The sequence below is a fragment of the Streptomyces sp. IBSBF 3136 genome (genome assembly GCF_036815105.1).
In the GTDB taxonomy this organism is placed as follows: domain Bacteria; phylum Actinomycetota; class Actinomycetes; order Streptomycetales; family Streptomycetaceae; genus Streptomyces.
In genome coordinates this window covers 1-19,106 of the sequence record NZ_JAJSZC010000151.1, presented here as the reverse complement: position 1 = coordinate 19,106, position 19,106 = coordinate 1, and the positions used below count along the sequence as shown (strand labels likewise).

The 19,106-nt window shown below is 70.1% G+C and carries 17 protein-coding genes and 4 pseudogenes; 10 read left to right on the top strand and 11 right to left on the bottom strand.

Translation table 11 applies throughout. From position 1 onward, the window contains the following. Positions 1 to 397: hypothetical protein (locus V7E45_RS27350; RefSeq protein WP_333776867.1), on the top strand; the 397-nt coding region annotated here is incomplete at its 5' end. A 63-nt stretch (positions 398 to 460) separates the two neighbouring features. Here the strand turns inward: V7E45_RS27350 and V7E45_RS27345 are convergent. After that, positions 461 to 1,222, bottom strand: coding sequence for a DeoR/GlpR family DNA-binding transcription regulator (locus tag V7E45_RS27345; protein WP_333776866.1), 762 nt, complete (start codon positions 1,220 to 1,222; stop codon positions 461 to 463). Positions 1,223 to 1,312: 90 nt separating this feature from the next. Between V7E45_RS27345 and V7E45_RS27340 the strand changes: the two genes are divergently transcribed. The 3 genes and pseudogenes from V7E45_RS27340 to V7E45_RS27325 all read left to right on the top strand — a co-directional run. Then, complete coding sequence (locus V7E45_RS27340; protein ID WP_333776865.1) at positions 1,313 to 2,560, top strand: MFS transporter; 1,248 nt, start codon at positions 1,313 to 1,315, stop codon at positions 2,558 to 2,560. Between the two features lie 223 nt (positions 2,561 to 2,783). After that, positions 2,784 to 4,432 (top strand): annotated as a pseudogene (locus V7E45_RS27335) (SpoIIE family protein phosphatase). Between the two features lie 24 nt (positions 4,433 to 4,456). Then, positions 4,457 to 4,765, top strand: a pseudogene (locus tag V7E45_RS27325) (hypothetical protein); the annotation flags it as partial. Positions 4,766 to 5,054: 289 nt separating this feature from the next. Here the strand turns inward: V7E45_RS27325 and V7E45_RS27320 are convergent. Beyond that, positions 5,055 to 5,321, bottom strand: a complete 267-nt coding sequence (locus V7E45_RS27320; protein ID WP_333776863.1) for a hypothetical protein — start codon at positions 5,319 to 5,321, stop codon at positions 5,055 to 5,057. A gap of 18 nt (positions 5,322 to 5,339) precedes the next feature. After that, positions 5,340 to 5,888, bottom strand: coding sequence for a GNAT family N-acetyltransferase (locus tag V7E45_RS27315; RefSeq protein ID WP_333776862.1), 549 nt, complete (start codon positions 5,886 to 5,888; stop codon positions 5,340 to 5,342). A 137-nt stretch (positions 5,889 to 6,025) separates the two neighbouring features. On the opposite strand from V7E45_RS27315, the gene V7E45_RS27310 reads away from it, so the two are divergent. After that, positions 6,026 to 6,559 carry an AAA family ATPase gene (locus V7E45_RS27310; RefSeq protein ID WP_333776868.1) on the top strand — a complete coding sequence of 178 codons (534 nt, stop codon included), beginning with the start codon at positions 6,026 to 6,028 and terminating at the stop codon, positions 6,557 to 6,559. 44 nt (positions 6,560 to 6,603) lie between these two features. On the opposite strand, the gene V7E45_RS27305 is transcribed toward V7E45_RS27310, so the two are convergent. Next, on the bottom strand, positions 6,604 to 7,095 hold the full coding sequence (locus tag V7E45_RS27305; RefSeq protein ID WP_333776861.1) for a MarR family winged helix-turn-helix transcriptional regulator: 492 nt from the start codon (positions 7,093 to 7,095) through the stop codon (positions 6,604 to 6,606). Between the two features lie 118 nt (positions 7,096 to 7,213). Between V7E45_RS27305 and V7E45_RS27300 the strand changes: the two are divergent. Then, positions 7,214 to 8,577, top strand: a pseudogene (locus V7E45_RS27300) (pyridoxal phosphate-dependent decarboxylase family protein). A gap of 250 nt (positions 8,578 to 8,827) precedes the next feature. Here V7E45_RS27300 and V7E45_RS27290 read toward each other — a convergent pair. From V7E45_RS27290 to V7E45_RS27280, 3 genes are all read right to left on the bottom strand, one after another. Beyond that, positions 8,828 to 9,349: a hypothetical protein gene (locus V7E45_RS27290; protein WP_333776860.1), complete on the bottom strand. Its 522-nt coding sequence runs from the start codon at positions 9,347 to 9,349 to the stop codon at positions 8,828 to 8,830. A gap of 228 nt (positions 9,350 to 9,577) precedes the next feature. After that, positions 9,578 to 10,171 carry a hypothetical protein gene (locus V7E45_RS27285; protein ID WP_333776859.1) on the bottom strand — a complete coding sequence of 198 codons (594 nt, stop codon included), beginning with the start codon at positions 10,169 to 10,171 and terminating at the stop codon, positions 9,578 to 9,580. Between the two features lie 187 nt (positions 10,172 to 10,358). Continuing rightward, on the bottom strand, positions 10,359 to 10,562 hold the full coding sequence (locus V7E45_RS27280; protein WP_317441232.1) for a cold-shock protein: 204 nt from the start codon (positions 10,560 to 10,562) through the stop codon (positions 10,359 to 10,361). Between the two features lie 212 nt (positions 10,563 to 10,774). Between V7E45_RS27280 and V7E45_RS27275 the strand changes: the two are divergent. Further along, a pseudogene (locus V7E45_RS27275) lies at positions 10,775 to 12,125 on the top strand (aminotransferase class I/II-fold pyridoxal phosphate-dependent enzyme). A 73-nt stretch (positions 12,126 to 12,198) separates the two neighbouring features. Here V7E45_RS27275 and V7E45_RS27270 read toward each other — a convergent pair. Beyond that, the gene (locus V7E45_RS27270; RefSeq protein WP_333776858.1) at positions 12,199 to 13,263 is read right to left on the bottom strand and encodes a hypothetical protein; all 1,065 of its coding nucleotides are present in this window, start codon (positions 13,261 to 13,263) and stop codon (positions 12,199 to 12,201) included. Between the two features lie 371 nt (positions 13,264 to 13,634). Beyond that, positions 13,635 to 14,480, bottom strand: a complete 846-nt coding sequence (locus tag V7E45_RS27265; RefSeq protein WP_333776857.1) for an AraC family transcriptional regulator — start codon at positions 14,478 to 14,480, stop codon at positions 13,635 to 13,637. Between the two features lie 91 nt (positions 14,481 to 14,571). On the opposite strand from V7E45_RS27265, the gene V7E45_RS27260 reads away from it, so the two are divergent. Both V7E45_RS27260 and V7E45_RS27255 read left to right on the top strand, forming a co-directional pair. Continuing rightward, a complete protein-coding gene (locus V7E45_RS27260) occupies positions 14,572 to 15,282 on the top strand; it encodes an alpha/beta fold hydrolase (protein ID WP_333776856.1) in 711 nt (236 codons plus the stop codon). Between the two features lie 486 nt (positions 15,283 to 15,768). Then, positions 15,769 to 17,454 (top strand): alpha/beta fold hydrolase, encoded by a 1,686-nt coding sequence (locus V7E45_RS27255; RefSeq protein WP_333776855.1) that lies wholly within the window; start codon positions 15,769 to 15,771, stop codon positions 17,452 to 17,454. Between the two features lie 161 nt (positions 17,455 to 17,615). On the opposite strand, the gene V7E45_RS27250 is transcribed toward V7E45_RS27255, so the two are convergent. Continuing rightward, on the bottom strand, positions 17,616 to 17,819 hold the full coding sequence (locus V7E45_RS27250) for a DUF6207 family protein (protein WP_333776854.1): 204 nt from the start codon (positions 17,817 to 17,819) through the stop codon (positions 17,616 to 17,618). A 201-nt stretch (positions 17,820 to 18,020) separates the two neighbouring features. Between V7E45_RS27250 and V7E45_RS27245 the strand changes: the two genes are divergently transcribed. Next, positions 18,021 to 18,584: a dihydrofolate reductase family protein gene (locus tag V7E45_RS27245; RefSeq protein ID WP_333776853.1), complete on the top strand. Its 564-nt coding sequence runs from the start codon at positions 18,021 to 18,023 to the stop codon at positions 18,582 to 18,584. Between the two features lie 32 nt (positions 18,585 to 18,616). Here the strand turns inward: V7E45_RS27245 and V7E45_RS27240 are convergent, their stop codons facing one another. Further along, on the bottom strand, positions 18,617 to 19,024 hold the full coding sequence (locus V7E45_RS27240) for a cytochrome C oxidase subunit I (protein ID WP_333776852.1): 408 nt from the start codon (positions 19,022 to 19,024) through the stop codon (positions 18,617 to 18,619). Positions 19,025 to 19,106 lie beyond the last annotated feature (82 nt).

Here is a 19,106-nt window from a genome sequence, read left to right as displayed (position 1 = left end):
CAACAAGAACAGCTCGTCGAAGAACGCTGCCATGCCCAAGGGCGGCAACACCCAGGGCGGCACCCAGGGCGCCGGTAACGGGAATACCCAGGGCGGTACGCAGGGTGCGGGCAATGGCAACACCCAGGGTGGTACGCAGGGCGCCGGTAACGGCAACACCCAGGGTGGTACGCAGGGCGCCGGTAACGGCAACACCCAGGGCGGTACGCAGGGCGGTGGCAACGGCAACACCCAGGGTGGGACCCAGGGCGGTGGCTCCGGGAACACGCAGGGCGGGACCCAGGGTGGAGGTAACGGGAACACCCAGGGTGGCACGCAGGGCGGTGGCTCCGGCAACACCCAGGGTGGGACCCAGGGCGGTGGCTCCGGTAACACCCAGGGCGGTACGCAGGGCTGATCACTGACGACTCGGTGCCCCGCGGAGACACTTCTCCGCGGGGCACAGACCCATGCGCAGACGTCAGACGCTCTTGACGACCGTACCGGCGGCTTCGAGTGCGGCCACTTCGTCGGCGGGTGCAGCGGTGTCGGTGACGAGGGTGTGCAGGAGCGCGGACGGGCCGACGTAGGCATGCGCGGTGCGGCCGAGCTTGCTGCCGTCCGTGGCGACGACGATGCGGCGGGCGGAGGCGATGATCGCCTTCTTCACCGCCGCGTCGTCGAGGTCGTACGCGGTCAGCCCCTCGGCTGCGCTCAGCCCGCAGCAGCCGACGATCGCTGTGTCGAAGCGCAGCGCGGCCAGGGAGGCGAGGGTGAGGGGGCCGGTCAGGGCCCCCTCGGCCGCGCGTGGCCGGCCACCGGGCACCGTCAGCGCGGCCGCGCCCGGGGGGTCGCTGAGCACATGGATGGCCTGCAGGGACAGGGGCATCACGGTGACGGGCCGTTGCCGCAGCAGCCGGGCGACCTCCACGCAGGTGGTACCGCTGTCCAGGACCACCGTCTCGCCGTCGGCGACGAGCGAGGCCACCTCGGCCGCGATCCGGCGCTTGGCGTCGACGGCCTCGCGGGAGCGGAAGGCGAAGGGCGGCTCCTCGCCCCTGAGCAGCAGCGTGCGGGCCCCGCCGCGGACCCGTTCCAGGACACCTTGCGCGGCCAGCGCGTCGAGGTCGCGCCGGATGGTCATCTCGGAGGCGCCGGTCAGCTCGGCGAGTTCCTGGACCGTGACACTGCCCGACTCCGTGACGGCCTGCGCGATCAGCCCGTGGCGGTCTGCGTTGCTCATACCGCGATTGAACACCACCCTTGAACGAACAAGCAATCTGTTCTTGAACGCGCTTTTCAAACAACAAATTTGTTCGTTACGGTGTGGGGCATGGAACGCACGCTTCGCGCCGCCCGTGTGGCGACCTTCGTCTACTTCGTTCTGTGCGGCACCCTGATGGGCACCTGGGTGGTGCACATCCCCGCCATCGAGCAGCGCGTGGGCATCAGCCACGCGACGCTCGGTGGCCTGCTGGTGCTGCTCGGTCTCGGGGCCTTCGCCGGTATGCAGGTGGCCGGCCGGCTCTCGGACCGACTCGGGACGCGCGTCGTGGTGCCCATCTCCGGGGTGCTGTGCAGCGCGGCCCTCGTGCTGCCCGGCCTGCCCCGGGACCCGTGGACCCTGGCCGGTGCCCTGCTCGTGTTCGGCTTCTGCAACGGCTGCCTCGACGTGAGCATGAACGCCCACGCCGTCCACGTGGAGAAGGCGTACGACCGGCCCGTCATGTCGGCCTTCCACGCCACCTTCTCCGTCGGCGGCGTCATCGCCGCGCTCATCGCCGCGGGCGCCGCGGGCGCCGCGGGCGCCGACCTGAGCCCCGCCGTCACGCTCGGCGTCTCGGGCGCGGCGGGCGTCGTGATCGCCCTGGTGACGGTACGCGGTCTGCTGCCGGCCGCCCTTGAGACCGGCCCCGAGTCCGCCCCGGAGCCCACCGCCTCGCAAGACGACGCGACACCGGCGGCGAAGCGGCGCCGGGCACCCGTGCGCATCTGGATTCTCGCCGCCCTGGCCGCGATGGTCATGCTGGCCGAGGGAGCCGCGAACGACTGGAGCGCCCTGCACCTGAAGAACGTCCTTGGCGCGCCCGCGAGCACCGCCGCCTTCGGCTACGGCACGTACGCGGCGGCGATGACCATCGGCCGGCTGCTCGCCGACCGCGTCTCCGCCCGGTTCGGGCCGATGGCCGTGCTGCGCCACGGCGCCGTCACCGCCGCCGTCGGCATCACGCTCGCGGCCCTCTCGCCCTGGATCGGCGCCGCCATCGCCGGCTGGGCCCTGTTCGGCCTCGGGCTGTCCGGCTGCGTCCCCCAGCTGTTCAGCGCGGCCGGGCGCGCCGACTCCACCGCCGCTGGTGCCAACGTCTCCCGCGTCGCCGGCATCGGCTACCTCGGCATGCTCTCGGGGCCCGCCGTCATCGGCTGGATGACCCATGTCGTGGCGCTGAACCACGCCTTCCTGCTGCTCACTCTGTTCTGCGCGGTGGCCGCCGGTGCCGCGGGTGTCCTGCGCACCGGGGCCGCCGGCACACACGAGGTCGCGCGGGGCGGCGCCGGAACCCCTGTGCGGCACGACTCCTGACATCGTGCCGCACAGGCTCCCGCCCCCTCCCCCTAGGAAGGCCGACTGGAACACTTGCCCGGCGCTTCCCGTGCCAGAGTCTGTAGATGTGTAGAGCCGACAATGGTGCGAGATCATCGGGCTCGACGGGACATAGGGGAGGACATATGCCGGTGACGTCGCCGTACGGGGGTACAGCGAAGCGGCGGACAGAGCCATAGCAGTCGACCACAGGAGGCGAGGCATGACGGGGCCGGAGACGGCACTGGAGGCCATTGGCGCCGGTGCGTACGTCGTGGACGAGCAAGGGCGCATCGTCGTGGTCAACGCACGGGCCGAGCACCTGCTGGGCCACACGGCCGACGAACTCGTCGGCGGGGACGCTCATGACCTGCTTCACCGGGGGCCGCTGGGCCAGTCCCTTCCTGCGACACGGTGCAACATGCGGCAGGCCTTCCACGCCGGACGACCGGCACAGGGCAGCGAGGAGTACTTCGCCCGTGCCGACGGCTCGCTGCTGCCCGTCTCGTGGCTCGTCACTCCCTACGGCCTCGACGACCGCCCGTCCCAGACGCTCGTCGTGTTCCACCCCGTGGAGCGCACGGCCGCCGTAACGGGACATGGCGGGGCGGCCGAGCTGAGTGAGCTCGAGCGGCTGGCGCTGCTGGCGGAGACCACGACGCAGCTGACCTCGACGCTGGACGTCGACGAGGCGCTGCGCCGGCTCGTCGCCCTCGTCCTGCCCAGGCTGGCGGACTGGGTCGTCATCGACCTGATCACCGAACGCGACGAGGTGTGGCGTACCGCCGTGGTCGAGGCCGACGGCGACCGCTTCGTGCACCACGAGGAGCTCGAGGGGCCGATGCCCCCGATTCCCGAGACGTCTCCGCGGCCCCTGTCGCGGGCGTTGCGCGGCGTCGCCTCCACCCTGGCGGGACCCGAGACCTACCAGGCCGCCCCGGATTCCGGCATCGCCGTCGAACAGCGCCACCTCTTCGACGCGTCCGGTATCCGTTCCGCCGCCATCGCGCCCATCCGGGGCACCCGGGAGGTGCTGGGGGCGATGACCCTGGGCCGTACCAGGAAGCCGGGCAACTTCACCGTCGCCGACCTGCCGCTGCTCGAGGACATCGCGCGCCGTGCCGGCCTCGCCCTGGACAACGCCCGCCTCTACGAGCGCCAGCGCAAGGTCGCCGAGACGATGCAGAACCACCTGCTGCCGCAGATGCCGCGGGTACCCGGACTGCACATGACCGTCCGGTACCTGCCCGCCCCCGACGCCTCACAGGTCGGCGGTGACTGGTACGACGCCTTCACCCTGTCCGACGGCGGCACCGCCCTGGCCGTCGGCGACGTCGTCGGCCACGATCTGGAGGCCGCCGCCGGCATGGCCCAGCTGCGGAACATGCTGCGCGCCTACGCCTGGGGCCACCACGAGCCCCCCAGCCGGATCGTCGAACGCCTCGACGAGGCGATCATGCCCATCACCGACGTCTCCATGGCCACGCTCATCCTTGCCCGCATCAACCGCGACGATGGGCAATGGCGTCTGACCTGGACCAACGCGGGCCACCCCCCGCCCCTGCTCGTCACCCGCGACGGCCTGGCCGACTACCTCACCCAGGGCCACGGCCTGCTGCTGGGCACCGGAGTCGCACCACCCGCCGCGACGCCACGGTGCCGCTGCCACCGGGCAGCACCGTCGTGCTGTACACCGACGGCCTCGTGGAAACCCCTGGCCGCACGCTCGACGACGGCCTGAGCCGCCTGCGCCAGCACGCCGCCGCCCTGGCCCACCGCCCGTTGCCGTCCTTCACCGACCAGCTCCTGGAACGCGTCCACCCACCCGGCCACGACGACGTCGCCCTGCTCGCCCTCCAGATCCCGTCCTGAGCGGCGGCGCGTGCGGCGCGTCCCCGCATGGACCTCGGGTACTGGCTGTCCGCCGTCCTGTTCGCGGCGGTCATCGCAGCCGTGGCCGTCGCACACTTCGCCCTCGGCCTGAACGCGGTGTGGAGTTTCTGGATCGCCTACATCCTCACCCGCCCCCTCGGCGCGTCCATCGGCGACTACCTCTCCCAGCGGACGGGCGACGGCGGCGTCGGCCTGGGCGCCGTGGTCACCAGTGCCCTGTTCCTGACCGTCATCCTCGCCCCCGTGGTCTACCTGGCCGTGACACGCAAGGACGTCACCGGTCCGGAGCGGGCCGCTCGGCACGCGGGCTGACCTGCCGACTCGTCCGACCGAGGGCCGCCGGCACCCTGCTGCCCCAGCACGTCGACGGCCTCTTCGGCGAGACCGCCCCCAGCACCGACCCGCGCGACTTCGCCGGCAGCTCCCCGCGACCTACTTCCTCGCCGCCACCCTCGCGGCAGGCGTCATCCTGACCAGCACCGCCACCGAGGCCGTCTGCTCGCCGCGCGCGTCCCCGCGGCCGGCCTCGCCATGCGGCTCGCCCGGGACAACGGCCGCGGCCCCGTGGCCTGTTACGGATTCGCCCTCGGCCTGGCCGTCCTTACGGCCACCCGAGGGACTCCGGCTCCACGGGCTCGGGTGCGCGCCGCTCGGCGAACCACGACGGCGGCAGTCGCGGCCACCGCTCGAACGCGGGCCGGGCGCCCACCCGTTCGACCACGCGCGTCAGCCCGCCCGTGGCCCGTGCGTCGGCAACCACCTGCGCGGGCTCGCCCGCGGTGAACCGGACCCGGACGTGCAGCAGTTGGTGCCGGCCGTCATGAGCTCCGAGGCCGGTCCGAAGACGCCGGAGCTCGCTCTCGCGCATCTGGACGGCCGACCTGCCTCAGCCGGACGCGGTGACCGACGACCACACGCCGAACCACTGCTCGGCGCCGTACTCCACGTACCGCTGCCGCTCGGTGAACCCCAGCTTCGACGCGAGGCGCATCGAGCGTTCGTTGGCGGTGTGGATGGAGAGGACCACCGGCTCACCGGGAAGCGCGTCGGCGAACCAGCCGAGCGCCGCCGAACACGCCTCCTCTGCGTATCCGTGCCCCCATGCCGCCGGCAGGAGCAGGTAGCCGAGCTCGGCCTCCCCGTTGTCCGGACGGACTCGACTCCGACGTTCCGCGTCGCGTCGGTTGAGCTCGATCATGCCGATCATCGTTCCGTCGTGCTCGATCACGAAGAGGCCGGGACGCCGCCCGGGTACCTCAGGCACCATGCGTTCGAGCTCATCACGCGGTCGAGAGCCGCCTGTGTAGGTTCCCACCTCCGGTGACGCGAACAGCTCGATGAACGCCGTACGGTCCCGGGCCTCGGACTCGCGGAGCACGAGCCGCTCGGTTCGTATCGGGGCAGGCGGCCAAGTGACGCGTCCGAGTCCGGTCATGCCAGGCAACGTAGCGCACACCCGTGAGAGTGACCCAGGACCGCCAAGCCCCCGCAGGTCAGCCGTCGAGCGAGGTCACCGCTCACGTTCACAACGCCCGGGCGGCATCATCGGCCGCCGATAACGTGACTGCCGTGATGGTGGGAAGCGAACAGACCCGTCTGGTCGTGCTGCGCGGCAACAGCGCCTCGGGAAAGTCGTCCGTGGCGGCCGGCCTGCGCGAGAGGTTCGGCCGCGGCCTGGCCCTGATCGGCCAGGACAACCTCCGCCGCGTCGTGCTTCGCGAACGCGACCGGCCCGGCGCCGCGAACATCGGCCTGATCGACCTGACGGCCCGCTACGCCCTGGACGCCGGTTACCACGTCGTGGTCGAAGGGATCCTCTACGCCGACCGTTACGGCGACATGCTCGCCGGGTTGCGCGCCGACCACCGCGGCCGGACCCACTTCTACTACCTCGACGTCCCGTTCGCCGAAACCGTCGCACGGCACGCCACCAAACCCATCGCCGATGACGTCGACGAGACACAACTACACGACTGGTACCGCCCACGGGACCTGCTGTCCTACGGCGTGGAGACCGTCATCGGCACCGACAGCGCCCTGCACGAGACGGTCGACCGCATCATGCTCGACACCGGTCTAGCCCACCTGCCCGCGATCGACCGCTGACGGGGGCCCGGGTCGGTGCGTCACTCAGAGGCTCTCAGCGGCCCCTACCGGCCACCGTCACGCAGTGCGTTGTCGATCTGCCCCAAGGCGCTGGTCAGGTGAGCGTAGTCCTCGGCTGCCAGCGGCTTGACGAAGTACTCCTCCACCACGCGACTGTGGACGGCGGCGGCGCGCAGGAAAGCCGTACGGCCCTCGGCGGTCGGCTGGACGAGCGCGACCCTCCGGTCTCCGGGAGAGGCGAGGCGCCGCACCAGACCGGCGTCCTCCATGCGGTCGATCAAGCGGGTGGTGCCGCTGCTCGTGAGCGTGAGGTCGTCGGCCAACTGCCGCTGGGAGACCTCCTCGGCGGGACGACGGCAGAGCCGGATGAGGACCTCCAGCATGGTGTGGCTGATCCCGCACTCCTGTCGCAGTGCGCTGTCGATCCGCTGTTCCAGCCGGGTGGCGGATCTGATCAGCAGGCCGAAGTCCTGGACGAGCCGGCTGTTGGCGGCGCGGGCCGCGAGGTCGGCGTCGTGCTGAGGTGTGGCGTTCATCGCCGGTGAGTTTACTGCCACCTCATCTACTGCCGTCTCAGTCTCTGACCAGTCAATTGCTGACTAGTCAACGAAACTCTAGGGTGGACTCACACAGGCAGAGGGCGAGGAGCAAGCCGTGGAGCTGCAGCACTGGCTGGGCCGGGCCACGCACGCGATACAGGACTGGGCCGAAGCCTTCGGCCCCTACCAGCCTCACCCGGCACTACGGGTGGACGAGGACCGCTTCGCGTCGGTCTTCGGGGAGTTCACCGAGCGGCTGAAGGACAACTACCCCTTCTTCCACCCCCGCTACGCGGGCCAGATGCTCAAGCCGCCCCACCCCGCGGCCGTCGTGGGCTACCTCACCGCGATGCTGATCAACCCCAACAACCACGCTCTGGACGGCGGCCCCGCCACCGCCGCCATGGAACGCGAGGCGGTCCGGCAACTGGCCACGATGTTCGGCTACGACACCCACCTCGGCCACCTCACCACCAGCGGCACCATCGCCAACCTGGAAGCCCTGTTCGTAGCCCGCGAGTCGCACCCCGGCAAAGGCATCGCCTACAGCACCGAGGCCCACTACACCCACGGCAGGATGTGCGGCGTTCTGGGCATGGAGGGTTACCCCGTTCCCACCGACGACCTCGGGCGCATGGACCTCGACGCATTGGAGGAACTGCTGCGCGGCGGCCGGGTCGGCACCGTCGTGCTCACGGCCGGAACCACCGGCCTCGGCGCCGTCGAACCGGTCCACGAAGCCCTCACCCTGCGCGAACCCACGGCGTCCGGATCCACGTCGACGCCGCCTACGGCGGATTCTTCACCCTGCTCGCCGGGGCGGAGGGCCCCGAGGGGCTGCCGGCCGAACCCTGGCGGGCCGTCGCCCGGGCCGACTCCATCGTGGTGGACCCGCACAAGCACGGCCTTCAGCCCTACGGCTGTGGCGCCGTCCTCTTCCGCGACCCCGCCGTCGGCCGGTTCTACCTCCACGACTCGCCGTACACGTACTTCACCTCCGACGAACTGCACCTGGGCGAGATCAGCCTGGAGTGCTCCCGCGCCGGCGCGGCGGCCGCCGCACTGTGGCTCACCTTCCAACTGCTGCCGCCCACCCGCGACGGACTGGGAAAGGTGCTGGCGGCCGGCCGACGTGCCGCGCTGCACTGGGCCGAGCTGATCGACGAGTCGGAACACCTTGAGCTCTACCAGGCCCCGCAGCTCGACATCGTCAGCTACTTCCCGAAGACCGCTCGGACGGCTCTCTCGGAGATCGACGCCGCCAGCGGCCGCATCCTGCGAGAGGGCATGAACGACACCCAGGACCCGGTCTTCCTCAGCACCCTCCGAGTCGACGCCGACCGCTTCGCCGCCCTGCACCCCAAGATCACGACCGACGCCGACGGAGCACGCATCCTGCGCAGCGTCCTGATGAAGCCGGAATCAGAGACCTACGTGGACCACCTGCACCAGCGCCTGGAACAACTCGCCCGATCCTGACCGCCGGGCGGCTGAAGGGGGCGATTTGTGCAGGCCTGGCCCAGTGCGTGGCCCTGGCCGGTTTCGGTACAGCACGCAACAGCGAGTGGCACGTCGAACGCGACCATGCACCCCAGCGCACGGCCACAGGTCCCGGAGGGCAGACCACGACCGTCACCGACAACATCGTCGCCGTCCGACGCACCCGTTAGCCGCAGGCAGGTCGGTGCCCCGCGGAGAGTGTCTCCGCGGGGCACCGAGTCGTCGGTGATCAGCCCTGCGTACCGCCCTGGGTGTTGCCGGAGCCGCCGCCCTGGGTCCCGCCCTGGGTGTTGCCGTTACCGGCGCCCTGGGTCCCGCCCTGAGTGTTGCCGTTACCGGCGCCCTGGGTACCGCCCTGAGTGTTGCCATTGCCGGCGCCCTGGGTTCCGCCCTGAGTGTTGCCATTGCCGGCGCCCTGGGTCCCGCCCTGAGTGTTGCCATTGCCCGCACCCTGCGTACCGCCCTGGGTGTTGCCGTTACCGGCACCCTGGGTTCCGCCCTGCGTGTTGCCGCCCTTGGGCATGGCAGCGTTCTTCGACGAGCTGTTCTTGTTGTCGCTGTTCTTGCTGCTGTTGCTGTTGCTGTGACTGCCGTGGTGCTGCTGGTGGTGGCTGCTGGCGTGGGAGGCGCTGTGGTGCTTCATCATGGGCGCGGCCTCCGCGCTGGCGACACCGAGGGTTCCGGCGGCGAGAGCGGCGATGCAGGAGATACCGGCGATACGGGCGGCCATGTGACGTCGGGCGTTCAGCATGAGAAATCCTTAGGAAGCTGTTCGGGGGGACTGGGGCCGGTCGGCCTTTCGTGTATTCATTTCAGCCCGCCGGGCCGCCCCCGCACGTCCCCCGACCGGCCCACCCACCGGCTGACCCGCACCTCCACCGGTCCTCCACCGGGGGTGGCCCGCCGCTCGACGCCCGGGCAACACGACGGGGGTCGCCGGAGGCTCGAGCTCCGGCGACCCCCGAAGGGTGTGCGCGAGTTACGGCAGCGGCGTCATCATCTGCTCGTTGACCGTCTTGAACGTGTCGGCGATGATCCGGTCCGCCGTGTAGGCGATGTCCTCCGCGGTGTCCTTGGCGCCGGTCTGCGTCGCGCCGGTGACGGCGCCCTGCGTGTTGCCCGTGCCGCTCTGGGTACCGCCCTGCGTGTTGCGGGTCCCGCTCTGCGTGCCGCCCTGCGTGTTGTTGGTGCCGCCCTGGGTCCCGCCCTGGGTGTCGGTGTTGTGGGCGCCGCCCTGGGTTCCGCCCTGGACGTTGCCGGTTCCGCCCTGTGCGCCGCCCTGGGTGTTCTTGGTGCCGCCCAGCATGGCGCTGTTCACGTTGCCGGTGCCGCCCTGGGTGATCCCGGCCCCGCCCTGCGTTCCGCCCGGGCCGTTCCCGATATGAATATTGTTGGTGTCGCCCTTCCCCTCGTTGGTGATATTCCCGTAAAAACCGTTATTAATAATAACGGTGCCCGCGGTGGGGAACGCGGCATCACGGGGGGAATGCGCGGACGCCTGACCTGCTGCGGTGCCGGTCAGCGTCATGGCGGCGGCGAAAGACAGAATGGTGCAGATGCCGGCTCGTTTCACGGGCAGTCCTTTCGTGCGGTTGATAGGAGATACGAATTCCTGTCGTTCCAAAATGTCGCAACATCGCACTCGAAAACCACAGCGACACGGACGGTGTCACCCGTACAGAGCGCCGGGCCGCGTATCCCGACGCAGACCGCGGGGGCGGCTGCTCGGCGGCCGCCCCCGCGGGGATGTTCACAGACGCTCAGCCGCGCACGATGTTCTGAGCCTGCGGTCCCCTCTGCCCCTGCCCGATCTCGAAGGTGACGTGCTCGCCCTCGGTGAGCTCCCGGTATCCGTTGCCCTGGATCTCGGAGTAGTGCGCGAAGACGTCGGGGCCACCTCCGTCCTGGGCGATGAAGCCGTATCCCTTCTCGGAGTTGAACCACTTCACGGTGCCGCTGGCCATCGATAGATCCTTCGTTCATGCCGGGAGCGACCCTTGCCTCGGGCCCGCTCCGGCTCCCTTTGCAGCAGGAGCCGACATCGTTCTACCCGAGCCGCCGCGGCCTGTCCGCCTCAGCAGACGGCGTGGCGCGGGGAAGGGCTCAGGTTGGGCGCCGGCGAGGGGCCTCGTCGGGTCGCTGCTTGAAGACACCGCAGGCGGGAACCAGTGCCGCCATGGCTGTCGACCACACCCGAGCACCTGTTCTGGAAGCACTCGTCGAGTACCGCCGCAGCGGACAGCTGTCGTTCACCCCGCCCGGGCACAAACAGGCCCGCGGTGCCGATCCGGCGGTGCGCGAGGTGCTGGGCGACGCCGTGTTCCTCGGCGACGTACTGGCCTCGGGCGGCCTGGACGACCGGCTCACCCGCGGGCGCGTGCTGGAGCGGGCCGAGCGGTTAGTCCGTCGTCTCCGGGCTGGTGTTGGCCGGGATCGAACCAGTCTGGGTCGAGCCTCGCTGGGACGCGGAGCGGGCGATCGCCCATCCGCCCGCGGCCGCCGACTTCGAGGCGGCCTTCCATGCCCACCCGGGGGCCAAGGGAGCGCTGGTCACCAGCCCGACCCCGTACGGCGCCTGCGCCGACCTGCGGTCGATCGCCGACGTCTGCCACCGGCGGGGACTGCCGCTGATCGTCGACGAGGCATGGGGCGCCCATCTGCCCTTCCACCCGGCCCTGCCGTCGTGGGCGATGGACGCGGGCGCCGACATCTGCGTCACCAGCATCCACAAGATGGGCAGCGGCCTGGAGCAGGGCTCCGTCTTCCACCTCCAGGGCGATCTCGTCCCGCCGGAGCTGCTGAAGACGCGGTCCGATCTGCTGAGCACCACCAGCCCCTCCGTCCTGATCTACGCGGGACTGGACGGCTGGCGCCGTCAGATGGCACTGCACGGCCCGGAGCTCATGGCCACCGCGTTCGACCTCGCGGCCGAGGCCCGGTCGGCCGTGGAGGAGATCGACGGCCTGCACGTCAACGACCGCGACGACTTCTGCGGACCGGGGCGCGCGGACGACTTCGACCCGCTGCCGGTGATCATGGACGTCTCGGCTCTGGACATCACCGGGTACCAGGCCGCCGACTGGCTGCGTGCCCACCGTGGACTCGACGCGCACCTGGTGGATCACCGTCGTGTCAGCGCCCAGATCACCCACGGGGACGACCCCGGCACGACCGCGGAATTGGTGAGCGCCATGAAGTCCCTGGCGCAGGCCGCGGCTGGCATGGCTCCCGGCCCGCGGGTGGACGTGCCCGCACCGGCCGACCTGCGGATGGAGCAGGTTCTGCTGCCCCGGGACGCCTTCTTCGGGCCGGCGGAACACGTACCGGTCGACGAGGCGGTGGGCCGTGTCGCGGCAGAAATGATCACCCCCTACCCTCCCGGCATCCCCGCCGTCCTGCCCGGCGAGCGGCTCACCGAACCGGTACTGCGCTACCTGACCACCGGCAGCGAAGCGGGCATGAACCTGCCCGACGCCACCGACCCGGAGCTGGACACGGTCAGGGTGGCCGCCTCGGCGGACGCCTGACGCGGCAGCCGCCCAGGCGCCTGTCCGGCCGCGTACGCGTTCAGCGATCAGGCGATCAGGCCTTCAGGCGGGCTCAGGTGACGGCGAAGCCGATGCTGACCGCGTTGGCGATGAGGTAGATCGCGGTGGTGGTGACGGCCACGACCGTGTTGGTGCGCCGTACCAAGGCTCTCCTCTCGGTTCTGGACCAGCTCCAGAGGATGTACGTCGTGCAGCCGACGCCGACCAGTGTGTAGAGGAGGGTCGCCAGGTGGATCTGGTCCACGAGGGTGACGCCGAAAGAGGTGCCGGTGAGGCCGGCGGCCCGCATGCTGACGACGACGCTGAAGAGGGAGGCGCCGAGAATGCCGAAACGTGCGCCGAGGACCGTGAGGAATTCGGGGGCCCAGATCCAGTAGGAGATGAAGGAGATGAGAAAGCCGACGTAGGCGGGCCAGGCCTGCCGGATGAAGCCGGCCAGGTCGTCGCGTTCGAGCTTGAGGGCGATCACGAACTGGCTGTACTCGCTGTTCTTGCCGCGCGTGATATGGGGGTCGCCGAAAGAGGTCCGGTAAGTGTGGGTGACCACCCTGACCCCGAAGCCCCGGATCTTGAATCCTTCGAGGTTGATGGCGTGGTCATAGCCTGAGTCGGCGGTGTCGGCGATGTAGGCGAACTGGGAGGAATTGAATTCCGAGTCCTCTACCTGGATCCGAACGTCCTGGCGGTCGAACGGGTATTCGCTGAGGTCGAACTGCTGGCGGAAGGTGCCGGAGACTTTCACCTGGGACCAGTACTCGTTGCCGACTTTCTCCACGGACCTGTCGCTCTGGGTCACCGAGGTGGCGTTGACGAATTCCAGACGGCGGGTGGCGTCCAGCGTGGCGCTCGGACACACACTCCACAGCCAGAAGTCGGCGTTGATGGTCCGCGGGGAGACCTCCAGGCCGTACAGATCGGTGACATACGCGCCGACGCGGCAGGTGGGTGCGGCAGCGGCCGGGGCCACCGAGAGCCCCGAGAGGGCCGTCAGCGCGAAGGTGCACAGCAAAAGGGTGACCAGCCGACGGCGCACCCGGTTCCCCCACCCGCCTTTACGGATTCCAGGGATCCCATGGGAAAAGAGGCGGCCGGAGCATGGACGGTCGGACTTTCCCATGGTCTCAAAAATAGCGGAGCGTACCGAGGCGTTTTCGGGATGACACACGCGTGGGAACCCCGAATCCCCGACGCAGGCAGCCGACCGCCGACGTCCCCCGGCCCGTGGTCCGATCGGGCGATGCGGGAGGGGAGGTGCCTTTCACAGTCTGGAAGACACCAAGGCACCTCCCCCGAATGCCTGTGAGGCGAAGGAGACGGACGATGATTCGAGACCGGCTGCGCATCTGGTGGAACACCTACGGCCGCAGGAACGGCGCCGCCCTGCGTCGGCAACCGGCAGGGCACCTCTGCTTCGGGTCCCCGCACCACTGAGGCGCCGAGCCGGGGGAGTAGGGGTTCAGGCGCGAGACGGCCGGGGCCACGCACGCATCACCCCGAGGGCTCGACCACCGTCGGCAGTCGAGACGCGTGGGGTGTGGTCCGGCGGCTGGTGCGGTAACGGCCGGGGGTCGTTCCGACGATGCTGGTGAACGCCGAGATGAAGCCGCTGGGGTTGGCCCATCCACAGGCGTACGCGGTGTGCGTGGTGTCGTGGCCCTCGGCGAGGAGCACGAGCGCGTGGAAGACACGTAGCTGCGTACGCCACTCGTAGAAGGTCATGCCGAGCTCGCTGCGGAACAGCCGGCTGAGCGTGCGGGTGCCGGCCCCGATCCTCTTCCCGAGTTCGGCCAGCGTGGTGTTGTCGGCCGGCGACTCGTACAGCGTCCGGGCAATGGCTTGCAGTCGGTCGTCCTGCGGCTCGGGCAGGTGCAGCGGCTGTTCGGGTGCTTCACGGAGCTCATCGACGAGCACGCGAAGGAGGCGCGAGCGCGCGGAGCGGTCGTAGCCGGGCGTGGCGTCGTCACGGCCGCGAGGGCTGGTGAGGGCGAGCAGGACCTCGCGGGCGAGGGGCGAAGCCAGGAACACGGCGGGCCGGTCCGGCACGAGGCGGGCGAGGGACGGCGTGAGGAAGACGATCCGCATGTCGGTGTCCCCGTGCGCGCGGTGACGGTGTGTGAACCCGGCGGGGGTCCAGGCGGCCCGGTTGGCGGGAACGATCGACGTACCGTGCTCGGTGTGAACGCTCAGGACCCCGCCGGCCGCGTACACCAGGTGCCCCCGTGGGTGCGACTGCTCCGTGCTCGTCCCGCCGGACGGCCAGAGGTGGCGCCCGCCGGACGGCCACACATGGGACGTCGCACCGGCGATCGGGGAAGGTTGGCGGCGAACGGGCATCAGTTGGCATCGTATCGTTGGCGAGCCACACGTCGATCTGGCGAAACTTCCCTCGTACGCAATGGTCTTGGGACTCGCGAAGGAGAAGCGCATGGCGACGTTCGTCCTGGTGCCCGGCGGCTGGCACGGCTCCTGGTCGTTCGAGGCGGTGGTGCCGCTGCTGGAGCGTGCCGGTCACGCCGTGCACGCCCTGACCCTCACCGGTCTGCGGCCGGAGGACGACGACGCGACGGTCGCCACCGCCAACCTCGACACGCACGCCGACGACGTGTTGCGGCTGCTCGACCGCACCCGTACCACCAGCGCGACGCTGGTCGGTCACAGCTACGGCGGGATGGTGATCGCCGCCGCCGCGGATCGCGCCGGCGGCCGGGTCTCCCGACTGGTGCACCTCGACGCCTACGTACCGCGCGACGGCGAGTCGTGCTGGTCGTCGACGACCGAGCGCTACCGGGAGGCCTTCGTCGCCGGGGCCGCGACCACCGGCTACGCCGTCCGGCCGCCGGACGGCGGCGATCCCCGCCGCCGTCCCCACCCCCTCGCCTCGTTCCTCCAGAAGATCCGCCTCACAGGCACGCTCGACCAGGTACCCCGACGTGAGTTCGTCCACTGCTCCGGATGGGAGGACCGGACCCCGTTCGCCGAACTCCGCACCCGGCTCCGAGCCGATCCCGCATGGCAGGTCCACGACCTTCCCACCGGCCACGACGCGATGCACGAGGCGCCGGAGGCGGTCGCGGCACTGCTGCTCGACGAAGGCGCCGCGGATACGCCGACGCCCGGACGACAGGCTCGCCGCTGAGGACGGCCGTCAAAGGGGTCCTCGAATACACCGCCACCGGCGACCTCACCGGACGGACTCGCCCTGCTCCGGCAACACCGCGCCGGCCTCGAACTGCTCCGCCTCGCCAAGCGCGACGCCGCTTCCCCCGACACGGACGTGCTCACCGCTCTGTGCACCCTCCTGCCCGGCCGCTCCGGCCGGACTTGATCTCTGCACCCGGGACCGGACGCCCGCCACGGGGGAGTACGCGCGGGCGCCTCGGTCATGTCCCGGGCCACCAGGTGTTCCTGGAGTCGAGCTGCGCGCCGGGACGCTTCGCATATGCCAAGGGCCGTTCCAGGTGGCATCACTGTGCGTACTTGCTAAGCTACGCATTGTATTCGGTGTGTCTGGAACGAAGACCGCCGTCTTCCGCCCGTCCCGCTGGAAGCGGGGCGTGCTCTCCCTCGCGCATGCGTACGCGTGTCCATGCGCGCACCCCCCACACAGGAAGGCAGGTTCCCCATGCCTGTTGACGACTACTCGGCCGCCCCGTTCACGCTCGACACGGAAAGCCTCGCCAAGCTGGACGCGATGCGCGAGGCGATGCTGGACCCGTCGCCACGACGCATCGGAAGGCTCGACCAGTGGGGACTGGCCGACACCTACGAGGTGTACGCGGAGATCGCCGAGTACCGCGAGTTCCCGATCGGCATGGCGGACGGGACGCAGATCGACGCGGCGCTGAGCGTCCCCCGTCACCTCGCCCCCGGGCAGAGCTGTCCCACGATCGTCATGCCCGCTCCGCTGATCGACATCGGCCGCAGAGCCTATCTCGGGATGTTCCCGCGCTGGGCACTGGGCGGCTACGCCGTCCTGGCCTACAGCCAGCGCGGTCTGGCCGAGTCGAGCGGCGACATCCAGGTCGCCGGCCCCCGGGACGTCGCCGACGCCGTCGAGATCCTCGACTGGCTGGCCGGGACGGAAGGCGTCGACGCCGACCGGATCGGCTGCTTCGGCGCCTCCTACGGCGCCGGAACCAGTCTGCTGCTGGCCGCCGAGGACCAGCGGGTCAAGGCCGTGGCCGGCGCCAGCGCCTGGGGAGACCTGCTGGCCTCGCTGTTCGAGAACGACACCCGACACATCCGGGCCTTCGAGTCGCTGGTGAAACTCTTCAACGAGGAGCGGTGCTCGAAGGAGTTCCGCAAGATCATCGACAAGATCCGCAGCAACGTCATCGACGACGAGGTCAAGGAGTTCGCCCGGGTCCGCTCACCGAGGCACCACCTGAAGGAGTACGGCGCCGACCTGCCGATCCTGATGACGACCTACTGGCACGAGACGATCTTCTCGGTGCCCGCCGTCGTGGACTTCTTCAACGAACTGCAGGGCCCGAAGTCGCTGCTCGTCCAGATCGGAGACCACGGAAACGGCGAACTGGGCGGCCTGCTGGGCCTGATCTCCAAGCCGACCGAGATGGCCTACCGCTGGATGGACCACTACCTCGGCGGCACCGCCGGCGACGGAGTCAAGCCACAGTTCGGAGTGCGCTCGGAGTACATGCACAACCTCCTGTCCGACGTGTCCCACCCCAAGTGGGAGTCGTACCTGCTGCCCCGCAAGAGGTTCCACCTCGGCGCCGCGCCCTCGGGCCGGCCCGACGCGCCCATGTCCGAGGGGCAACCGCAGCCCGGCTGGACCCGCTCGCTCCAGGCCACCGGCCAGGACACCGAAGCCGTCGTCGCCCCGCAGCTGGTCAAGACGGGCCTGGCCGAGCGTGCGGGCATGCCCCACCTCTACAGGACCGCCGGCATCGACCGCGACCAGGTCCTGATCTGGACCTCGACGCCTCTGGACCAACCGATGCGCGTACAGGGCGAACTGGAGCTTCGGGTGACCGTCAAGCCCGAGGCGAAGAACGCCACCATCGTGGCCTACCTGATGGACTGCGACCCGGCGACCGGCAACGCCGCCATCATCACCCACGCCCCCTGCACCCTCACCGACCAGCAGGCCGGCAAGGCCACCACGGTGACCTTCCCACTGCAGCCCGCCCACTACGTGCTGCGCCAGGGCCGCCAACTCCAGCTGATCATCGGCTCGCACGACCGCTTCTTCGCCGACGCCAACACCACGCCCTCCAGCATCGAGATCTCCTCACCGCAAGGCACCGAGTCCTACGTCGACATCCCCCTGGGCACCCTGGCGTAACGAGGGCACGGGCCCGGGCCGACAGCGCCGTCCCTCGAACCGGGTGAGCCCTGTCCCTGCTGCGGTCAGCACCTGGCCGCACAGGGACAGGGCTCGTGGGCACGGGTGTCGACGTGCCGTGAGGGCCGGCCGCCGGACGATGTGGCACGAGCCGGCCGGAGCTAGGGGCGCTGGCGCATGTCCAGGCTGCAGCGCAGCCGGACCCCGAACTGTCCGGGAGCGCGGTTGGTGCGTTCCACGGCGGTCGTCGCCCACATCGCGGCGAGAGCGGCGTGGAAGGCGAATGCGGTCTGGTCGTCGGCGGCCGTGATGTCGACGATGATCAGACCCGGCTCCGACACGTGAACCTCGTTGATCACTTCCATGCACGTCACGACGCTCGGCGGTGTCCAACGGGTTCGCGGCGCTTGCGCAGTTCACCCGAGCGGCGCACAGACGAAATCACCGCATCCACCTTCCCGGCCCGAAGGGTGAGGAGCCTCTCCCCGGGAAATCCCGCGAGTCGCGATGAGTCCTGGGGCGTCCGGCCGTCGTACTGTCAAAACCCGTCGCCAAGGGGGCTTTAGATGCGCAGCGTGACCTGTTCGATGAGCGTCTCACTCGACGGCTACATCGTCGGACCGGACGGCGGTTTCGACTGGACGGTGCCCGACGAGGAGGTCTTTCGCCTCGCCACGGACGAGGTGCGCGGGGCCGGCGTCCACCTGTTGGGCCGACGGCTGTACGAGACGATGCTGTACTGGGAGACCGCCGACGAGGATCCATCGCTCGGCTTCTCCACGCTCGAGTTCGCCACGATCTGGAAGTCGCTCCCCAAGGTGGTGTTCTCCACCACGTTGTCGGCGGTCCAGGGCAACGCCCGCCTGGCCTCCGGCGGCCTGGCGGAGGAGATCGAGCGGTTGCGGGCCGAGCCGGGAGAGGGTGACATCGCGATCGGCGGCGCGACTCTCGCCGCCGAGGCGGCCGCGCTCGGTCTGATCGACGAGTACCGGGCCAGGGTCCACCCGGTGCTCGTCGGCGGTGGCATTCCGTTCTTTCCCCGGCACGAGCGCCGGGTGGACCTCGAACTTCTCGAAACCCGCACCTTCAGCTCAAGAGTCGTCTACCTCCGGTACCGCGTCACGCGCTGACTGGCTCGCCCGCCGAGCCCGGCGGGCTTGCCTCAGTGGGTGCGCAGGAAGGCGAGGGCGGTGGTGACGGCCGTGAGGGCGGTGCCGACGGTGAGGGTCCAGGCGAGGCAGTGGCGTCGTAGTTGCCGGTAGCGGTGTTCGTATTCAGCGCGCAGTGAGGCGCAGCGGGCGGCGATGTGTTCGAGATCGGCGCGGGCGCGTCGCAGGCTGTCGGCGGTGTATGCCTGCTCGATGGCGACCCGTTGTGACGTGGTCAGCCAGTCCAGTGGCGCTGTGAACTCGCGCGCTCGCTGCTCGGATTCGGTGACGCGTGCTTGCCAGAGGAGATATCCCTCGACCTGGTTGCTGAATTCCTTCCCGGCACTCGGATGGGGCAGCCGGGCCTTTTGCGGTCCGGGTTCCGACGGGTGGTGGCCGGGAGACGGATTCCGGGCGTTCATCGAGGCCCGGGTCCGGGGTTCTGGGCGCTGGTGGGGAGGTGGGCTTCGTGTTCGTTCATGGCGATTTCGGGGTGGTGGAGGT